The sequence below is a fragment of the Curtobacterium sp. 260 genome (assembly GCF_030803485.1).
Taxonomy (GTDB): Bacteria; Actinomycetota; Actinomycetes; order Actinomycetales; family Microbacteriaceae; genus Curtobacterium.
In genome coordinates this window covers 34,970-41,710 of the sequence record NZ_JAURUY010000020.1, presented here as the reverse complement: position 1 = coordinate 41,710, position 6,741 = coordinate 34,970, and the positions used below count along the sequence as shown (strand labels likewise).

Annotated in this window: 6 protein-coding genes; 2 read left to right on the top strand and 4 right to left on the bottom strand. The window is 73.3% G+C overall.

All coding sequences use genetic code 11. The annotated features are described in order from the left end of the window. Positions 1-230: 230 nt before the first annotated feature. Complete coding sequence (locus J2X59_RS15400; RefSeq protein ID WP_066653207.1) at positions 231-503, bottom strand: mycoredoxin; 273 nt, start codon at positions 501-503, stop codon at positions 231-233. A 60-nt stretch (positions 504-563) separates the two neighbouring features. Here J2X59_RS15400 and J2X59_RS15395 point away from each other — a divergent pair, with 60 nt between their 5' ends. Then, complete coding sequence (locus J2X59_RS15395) at positions 564-2,096, top strand: CYTH domain-containing protein (RefSeq protein ID WP_326497250.1); 1,533 nt, start codon at positions 564-566, stop codon at positions 2,094-2,096. 107 nt (positions 2,097-2,203) lie between these two features. Here the strand turns inward: J2X59_RS15395 and J2X59_RS15390 are convergent, their stop codons facing one another. The 3 genes from J2X59_RS15390 to J2X59_RS15380 are packed head-to-tail and all read right to left on the bottom strand — an operon-like array spanning position 2,204 to position 5,111. Then, complete coding sequence (locus J2X59_RS15390; RefSeq protein ID WP_326497249.1) at positions 2,204-4,375, bottom strand: S9 family peptidase; 2,172 nt, start codon at positions 4,373-4,375, stop codon at positions 2,204-2,206. Next, positions 4,372-4,650, bottom strand: coding sequence for a hypothetical protein (locus J2X59_RS15385; protein WP_326497248.1), 279 nt, complete (start codon positions 4,648-4,650; stop codon positions 4,372-4,374). Before J2X59_RS15385 ends, J2X59_RS15390 begins: the two co-directional genes overlap by 4 nt. Next, the gene (locus J2X59_RS15380) at positions 4,647-5,111 is read right to left on the bottom strand and encodes a Fic family protein (protein WP_326497247.1); all 465 of its coding nucleotides are present in this window, start codon (positions 5,109-5,111) and stop codon (positions 4,647-4,649) included. Before J2X59_RS15380 ends, J2X59_RS15385 begins: the two co-directional genes overlap by 4 nt. Before the next feature lie 366 nt (positions 5,112-5,477). On the opposite strand from J2X59_RS15380, the gene J2X59_RS15375 reads away from it, so the two are divergent. Then, positions 5,478-6,677 (top strand): amidohydrolase, encoded by a 1,200-nt coding sequence (locus J2X59_RS15375; protein ID WP_326497246.1) that lies wholly within the window; start codon positions 5,478-5,480, stop codon positions 6,675-6,677. Positions 6,678-6,741: the final 64 nt, after the last annotated feature.

Below are 6,741 nucleotides of genomic sequence, written 5' to 3'. Positions count from 1 at the left end.
GTCGGCCCCGCTCACTGTAGCGCGGGAACCGCGCCGACCAGGAACGGGGTGGGTCGACCTGTAGGAACTGGGAGCACGGTGCACGGGAGGCGCGGGGGGCGGGGGGGGGGCGGCCCCCCCCCCCCCCCCCCCCCCCCCCCCCCCCCCCGCCGCCCCCCCCCCCCCCCCCCCCCCCCCCCCCCCCCCCCCCCCCCGCTTCTCGTTGTGCGGCGCGCCGGCGGCGCCTCGCGTCAGACGCGCGACTGCACCTCGGCCAGGGACGGGTTCGTCGCGGTGCTGCCGTCCGGGAAGACCAGCGTCGGCACGGTCTGGTTGCCGCCGTTGACCTCGGCGACGAGCTCCGCGGTGCCGGGGGTCTGCTCGATGTCGACCTCGCGGAACGGCACGCCTGCCTTCGACATCTGGTTCTTCAGCCGGGCGCAGTAGCCGCACCAGCTCGTCGTGAACATCGTGACGCCGCCGGCCTCGGGCACGAACGCGTCGCGGGTGACTGTCTCGCTCATGTGCCCAGGCTAACCCCGCCGGTTCGGGGAACCCCGGTGCCCCCTGGTAGACAGGACCGCGTGACGGACACCCACCTCGAGATCGAGCGTACGTACGACATGCCCGAGGGCGACGACCTGCCGGACCTCATCGGCGTCGGCAGCATCGCCCGGACGGAGCACCAGGAGCCGTTCGGCCTCGACGCCACCTACTGGGACACCGAGCGGTACGACCTCGTCGCCTCGCGGGTGACCGTCCGCCGACGGACGGGTGGCCCGGACGCGGGGTGGCACATCAAGCGCGCCGCGTCGGACACCGTCCGGCACGAGCAGCACTTCGCCCTGACGGACGATCCCGACACCGTGCCGGACGAGGTCCTGGCCGCGCTGTTCGCCGAGCGCCGGGGCCGCGGCCTGCGCCCCGTCGTGAGCATCACCACCACGCGGGCGGTCGTGCGGTTGCTCGACGAGGACGACGACCAGGTCGCCGAACTCGCCGACGACCGCGTGGTCGCCCAGCGCCTCGACGACCACGCGCCCGCGACCCCGCGCACCTGGCGTGAGGTCGAGGTCGAGGTGACCGAGGGCGTCGACGAACAGGTGGCGCACGAGCTCTTCGCCGCACTCGACGGTCGCTTCGCCGACATCGACGCGCACCCCGCGGCGGTCACCTCGAAGCTCGCCCGCGGCCTGGAGGGCGCGCCCGCCGCCCGGCTCCGCACGGCGGAGAAGCCGGAGAAGCACACCGCGGCGCGGGCACTGACGAAGCGCCTGCGCAAGCTGCGATCGACCCTGCTCGCCCTCGAAGGACAGCTGCGCGCCGGGGCGGAGACGGACCTCCGCGAGACGGCGAGGACCTCCCTCGACATCGCCGCCGTGCTCGGCTCGTACCGTCCTGCGTTCCCGGCGACCCCGGCGACCGACCGAGCAGCCGAGGCCGCGGACGCCCTCGCCGCCGTGACGGCGCGCGCTGCGCTGGCCGACTACCTCGTGGAGCGTCTGCCCCACGCGTCGACGCCCGCACAGGACCTGCTCGTCGACGCGATGACCCGGGAGCGGGTGCTCGCCGCCACCCGCGAGCGCCGAGCCGTCGCGGTCGGCGAGGTCACGGCCTTCCTGCACTCCGAGCGCTACCTCGAACTCCTCGACGCCCTCGACGACGCCGTCGAGCGTCCGGCGCCGACGGCGTGGGCGCTCCGGTCGCCGAAGCACGTCGCACAGGACGTCTCGGCGGTCGAGAAGCCACGCGTCCGTGACCTGGTCCGGAACGCGGTCGGGGACGACGACGAGAGCGTCGGCCCTGTCGACCGTGAAGCCGCCGACCGTGCGGCGACCGAGACCGCCTGGCGCGCTGCGACCCGCGCCCGGGCGGCGATGGACGTGCTCGGGGACGACGCCTTCCCGCACGCGCTGTGGAAGCGCATCGGGGACGCCGCAGACGTGCTGACCGAGCGGGTGCGCTCCCTGCACGCCCTCGACGTGCTCCGGGTGCACTCCGGCATCGCCGAGCGTGGTGGTGAGGGGACGTTCGGGTACGGCGTGCTCGCGGGGGACCGCGTGCGGCTCGCCGAGGACTCGTACGACCAGGCCGTGCAGGCACTCAACCGCGTCTGACGCGGCTCGGCGCGCTGCGTCGCGCAGCATTCCGTGGGAGCGACAGGACTCCACCGAACTCCGGTGGAGTCCTGTTGCTCCCGCGGGACGATCGACAGCGGCGCCGCTCAGCCGGCGGCGATCGGCTCCGCTGAGGCCGCCGCGGGGTTCACGTCGGCCAGGCCGAGCACCTCGAGCAACCAGGCGAGCTCGAACGCGCGCTCGCGCCACGAGTCGTACCGGCCGCTCACGCCGCCGTGTCCCGCGGCCATCTCGGTCTTCAGCAGGACCGGCGCCCCGACCTCGCGCAGCTTCGCGGTCCACTTCGCCGGTTCGACGTAGAGCACACGGGTGTCGTTGATCGACGTCACGGCGAGGATCCGTGGGTACTGCACGTCGTCGCGCACGTTCTCGTACGGCGAGTACTCGCTCATGTACCGGTAGACCTCGGCATCGTGCAGCGGGTCGCCCCACTCGTCCCACTCGATCACCGTGAGCGGCAGGTCCGGGTCGAGGATGCTCGTGAGCGCGTCGACGAACGGGACGGCGGCCAGGATGCCGGCGAAGCGCTCCGGCGCCAGGTTCGCGACGGCGCCCATGAGCAGGCCACCGGCGCTGCCGCCCTCGGCGACGAGACGGTCGGCGCTCGTCCGACCGCTCTCGATCAGGTGCTCGGCGACCGCGACGAAGTCGGTGAACGTGTTCTTCTTCGTCAGCGTCTTGCCGTCCTCGTACCAGTGCCGCCCCATCTCGCCGCCGCCCCGCACGTGGGCGACCGCGAAGACGACGCCGCGGTCGAGCAGGGACAGGCGCATGACGCTGAAGCCCGGGTCGATGGAGTGCTCGTAGGAGCCGTACCCGTAGAGGTGCAGCGGTGCCGGGCCGTCGGCGTCCACCGCGTCGCGGCGCCAGACGAGCGAGATCGGCACCTGCGTGCCGTCCGGTGCCGTCGCCCAGTCACGCTCCTGCACGTAGTCGGCCGGGTCGTAGCCGCCGAGGACCGGCTGTCGCTTGAGCACCGTGACCTCGCCGGTCGCCAGGTCGAGGTCGCTGACCTCGGACGGGGTGACGAACGACGTGTACCCGATGCGCAGGGTCGGCTGCTCCCACTCGGGGTTTCCCCCGAGCCCTGCCGAGAAGAGTGCCTCGTCGAAGGGGACCTCGTGCGCGTCGCCGTAGCCGTCGCCCTCGATCGGGATGACGGCGACGCGGGGGAGCGCCTCGGCCCGGTACTCGAGCGCCAGGTGCCCGGCGAAGGCGTCCACGGACTCGATGCGGCGCTCGGTGTGGTGGGCGACGACGACGCGGCGGTCGTGCTCCGAGGTGGGGTCGTCGGCGGGGACGTCGACGAGTTCGAAGTTCTCGGCGCCGTCGTTGTGCAGCACCAGGAAGCGGTCGCTCCCGCCGACGATGGCGTGCTCGATCTCGTACTCGACCCCCTCGCGCCGCGGCCACACGACCCGGAACTCGCCGGTCGGGTCGGCGGCGTCGAGCACCAGTGCCTCGGACGTGATCTTGGAGCCGAGCTCGATGACGATGTACTGCGACGAGCGGGTCACGCCGACGCCGACCCAGTAGCGGTCGTCGGACTCCTCGAACACGACGACGTCGTCGCCGGTGGCGCTGCCGACGGTGTGCCGCCAGATGCGGTCCGGACGCCAGGACTCGTCGACGGTGGGGTAGAACACGTAGCGCCCGGACGGGTCGAAGGTCGCACCGGAGCCGGTGTCCGGGATCTCGTCGCCGAGGTCGGTGCCCGTCGTGAGGTCGCGTACGTGCAGCGTGTAGCGCTCGTCGCCCTCGACGTCGACGCCGTAGAGGAGACGGGTCCCGTCGTCGCTGATGTCGTAGCTGCCGAGCGAGAAGAAGTCGTGCCCCTCGGCCAGGGCGTTGCCGTCGAGGACGACCTGCTCCCCGGGCAGGGACGCCGCACCCTCGTCGACCGCGGGCGGCGTCCAGTCGTCCGGGCCGGTGATCGGTGCGCGGCAGTGCACCCCGTACTGGCTGCCCTCGGCCGTCCGCGTGAAGTACCACCAGTCGCCCATGCGCACCGGGACGGAGAGGTCCGTCTCCTGCACGCGGTTCTTGACCTCGGCGAAGATGCGGTCGCGGAGGCCGGTCAGGTGCTCGGTCTGCGCCTCGGTCCAGGCGTTCTCGGCCTCGAGGTGGGCGAGGGTCTCCGGTGACTCCTTGTCCCGCATCCACTCGTAGTCGTCGACGAACTCGATGCCGTGGTGGATCCGCGTGACGGGCCGCTTCGCGGCGGTCGGCGGGGTGGCCTGGGCGTGCTCACTGCTCACCACGCCACCCTATGCGCCCGGGCCTCGACACCTGCTCGCACGCGCTCGGCGAAGGCGTCGAGTTCGGCCGCCACCGCGGGCGCGATCCACGTACGGCGACGGCGACGGGCGGTCACCGGACGGAGGACCCCGGCGCGGCACAGGTCGGTGACCGTGGTCTCGAGCAGCGTCTCGGCCGTCCCCGAGCCGTCGCCCCGCGCGATCGCGCGGCGGAGGAGCTCCTCCGCGTGGTCCTCCGTCAGGACGGCGTCCTGGTCCAGCGCCCGCCCGATCACCGCGTGCGGGCCGGCGGCGCAGGTCGTCGCCGCACGGTCCGCGGCGACCTCGTCGAGCAGCAGCCCCGTGACGAGCGCCTCGTCCGATCCCGCGCCACGGCGATGGCGACGTCGCGCACCCACGCGTCGACGTGTCCCTCGCGGTACTGCGTCAGGTGCTGGAAGTACCGGGCGCGCTCGGCGACCAGGACGGACGAGACGGGTGGACTCGCGGTCCGCGTCGCACCCCGGTGCCGCAGCACCGCCGCCACGAGCGCGCGACCGGTCCGTCCGTTGCCGTCGGTGAACGGGTGGATCGACTCGAACTGCGCGTGTGCGATCGCCGCCTGGGCCACGGGGTGCAGGTCGTCGCGCGCGAGGAACGCGAACAGGTCGGCCATGAGCGACGGGACGAACTCGGGCGGCGGTGGGACGTGGTCGGCGTCCCGTGGTGTGCGCCCGCCCCCGATCCAGTTCTGCACGCACCATCACCGAGGCGCTCGTGTTCGCGCGCACGCCCACCAGCGCCCGGGCGACGTCCTCGGCCGTGGCGTCCTCGTGCTCGATGCGCGAGGTCGCGACCGCCTCGGTCCGGGCGAGCAGCCGGTGCAGGGGACCGGCTCCGCCGTCCTCGTCGAGCGCCCGGAGCGCCGTCAGGCTCCGGTCGAGCAGTGCAGCGGTCGCTCCGTCGGGCTCCCCGTGCGCGTCGGCGATGCACGGTGGGACCGAAGCGGTGACGGTCGCCGTCTGCCGGACGTCGGTGTCGAGACGGTAGGACGGACGCGACCGCGGACGCCAGGGATCGGTGTGTCGCAGGGATCGAGGGTGCTCCGCCGTACCGTGGTGGCATGCGCAACTCGTTCGTCGTAACCGGGGCCCACGTCGTCCCCGTCACCGCTCCGCCCTTCGACGGGGGTGCCGTCGTCGTGGAGGACGGCCGCATCACCGCAGTCGGCCCCGACGTGGCTCCGCCGCCCGGCCTCCCCGTCGTCGACGCCGCCGGCGCATGGCTCGTCCCCGGGTTCGTCGAGTCGCACGGCCACGTCGGCATCCACGAGGAGGCGAACGGCTGGGCCGGCAACGACACCAACGAGATGACCGACCCGAACCAGGCTGCGGTGCGGGCGATCGACGCCGTGGACATCGACGACGAGGGGTTCCGCGACGCACTGTCCGGCGGGATCACGAGCATCGTGGTGAAGCCCGGCTCGGGCAACCCGATCGGCGGGCAGACCGTCGCGATCAAGACCTGGGGTGGTCGCACGATCGACGAGCAGCTCATCTCCGACGCCGTCAGCGTCAAGAGCGCCCTCGGCGAGAACCCGAAGCGCGTGTACGGCGACAAGGGGAGGACGCCGTCGACGCGCCTCGGCGTGGCGAAGGTCGTCCGCGAGGCCTTCGTCGCCGCGCAGGACTACCGCGCCGCCCGTGCGGCTGCCGCCGCCAAGGGGGAGCCGTTCACCCGCGACCTGACGAACGAGACGCTCGTCCGGGTGCTCGACGGCGAGCTCGCGTGGGACCAGCACGTCCACCGGCACGACGACCTGGCGACCGCGCTCCGCCTGGCCGACGAGTTCGGGTACCGGCTCGTCGTCAACCACGGCACCGAGGCGCACAAGATCGCCGACCTGCTCGCCGAGCGCGACGTCCCGGTGATCTACGGCCCGCTGTTCACGAGCCGCTCGAAGGTCGAACTCCGCGACCGCGGCATCCCGAACGTCGTGGCGCTCGCCGCCGCCGGTGTCCGCGTGGCCATCACCACCGACGCCCCGGTCGTGCCGATCGCGATGCTGGTCGACCAGGCCACGGCGGCCGTCAAGGAGGGCCTGCCCTGGCAGACCGCGCTCGAGGCCCTCACCACCAACCCCGCAGCCTTCCTCGGCTTCGGGGACCGTGTCGGCCGCATCGCACCGGGCTTCGACGCCGACCTCGTCCTGTGGGACGGCGACCCGCTGGCCGCGACCAGCCGCGCGACGCGCGTCTGGATCGAAGGCGTGTCCGTGTACGAGTGGGCCGACGGGACGGGCGTCACCACGCCGCGCTGGTGACCGGATGACGGTCTGGAGGCTCGTGGCGGCCCCGCCACGGTCCTCCCGTCCGCAAGACGCGACC